At 70.0% G+C, this 1,398-nt stretch carries 1 protein-coding gene; it reads right to left on the bottom strand.

Features of this window, described 5'->3' with window-relative positions; all coding sequences use genetic code 11:
- Nucleotides 1–1,398: ATP-binding protein (locus H261_RS22825; protein WP_008622704.1), on the bottom strand; the 1,398-nt coding region annotated here is incomplete at both ends.

The raw sequence follows: 1,398 nt of genomic DNA, 5'->3' as shown, positions 1-1,398 counted from the left end.
CCCGCCCCTCCACCTGCGGCGGGAAGGGGATGTGGAACAGGAAGTTGGTGCCGCGGCCGGGCCGTGAATCGATGCGGACGCTGCCGCCCAGTTCCTCGACGCTGGCCTTGACGGCGGTCATGCCGACGCCGCGGCCGGAAAGCTCGGTGGCCTCGGTGCGGATGCTGATGCCGTCGGCGAAGACCAGGTCGGCGATGTCCCAGGCGCTGACGTCGGCGGCGGTCAGTTCGGCGGCGCGGCGGCGCAGGGTCTCGACGTCGATGCCGGCGCCGTCGTCGGCGATGTCGATGGCCAGGGCGCCGTCGACCCGGCGGATGGCGCAGGTGATGGTCCCCACCTCGCTCTTGCCGGTGGACAGCCGGCAATCCGGGTCCTCGATGCCGTGGTCCACCGCGTTGCGGAAGACGTGGCCGAGCGAGCGCAGGAACGGCCCGAACACCTCGGGATCGATGCGGACGTCGTCGCCTTCCACCACCAGCGGCGCCACCTCCTTTTCCAGGCGGGCGGAGATCTGGTGGATCATCTTGTCGAAATCGCCGATGGCCTGGCGCAGCGACACGGTGCGGATGGCGGCGATTTCCTCGATGACGTCCGGCACGTCGGCCTCGTCGAGCAGGCCGCGGGCGAAGCGCTCGAAGCGCTTGGCCTGTTCCGGGGTGACGGTGACCACGCCGCGCCGCGCCATGAAATCGTCGCCCAGCGCGTCGCGCACGGTCTCGAGGTCGGCGTTGAGCACGCCCTGCCAGTCGCGGGCGAACACCATGGCGGCGGCGTCCGCCCCGTCGGCCCGGCTCCCCAGGCGCTGCAGCGACGATTCCACGTCGTGCAGCGCGGTGGGCAGGTGGTGGAAGCCCAACTGGTTGAAGGTGCCCTTGAAGGTGTGGATGGTGCGGTACAGCACCGCCCGGTCGCGGCCCCGCCACATGCCGGCCCCGTCCTGGACGAAGCCGGTGAACTCGGCGACGGCGTCGAAGAAGTCGTTGCCGTAGGTGACCGCCGAGACGATCATCTCGAGGCGGGTGCGCTCGCGCGCCACCTGGGCGGCCAGCGCCTTCTCGCCGGTGATGTCGGTCAGCACCACCATGATCGCCCGGTCCAGCGGCTTGAACTCGGCCTTCAGCACCCTGGCGCCGATGGCGATCTCTTCCGGCAGCAGCGACAGGTAGAGCTCGGCGCGCGACGAATCCTTCTCCTTCAGGGCCTCCTCGATACAGGCCCTGAGCGTGTCGCGGGCGTGCTCGTCCCCCGAGAACAGCAATTCATCCACCGGCTTGCCGGCCGGCGAGCCGCCGAAGAACGCCAGGCAGGGATGGCTGAATTCCGGCTGGACCAGCAGGTCGCCCTGGAACGACAGGAAGCCCTGGCCCGAATTGTCCAGCAGCGCCGAGACCTGGTCGC

It is taken from the genome of Paramagnetospirillum caucaseum (assembly GCF_000342045.1).
GTDB classification, from domain to species: Bacteria; Pseudomonadota; Alphaproteobacteria; order Rhodospirillales; family Magnetospirillaceae; genus Phaeospirillum; species Phaeospirillum caucaseum.
Note: the sequence above shows the minus strand (reverse complement) of the source record. Positions and strands in the feature narration are given on the sequence as shown.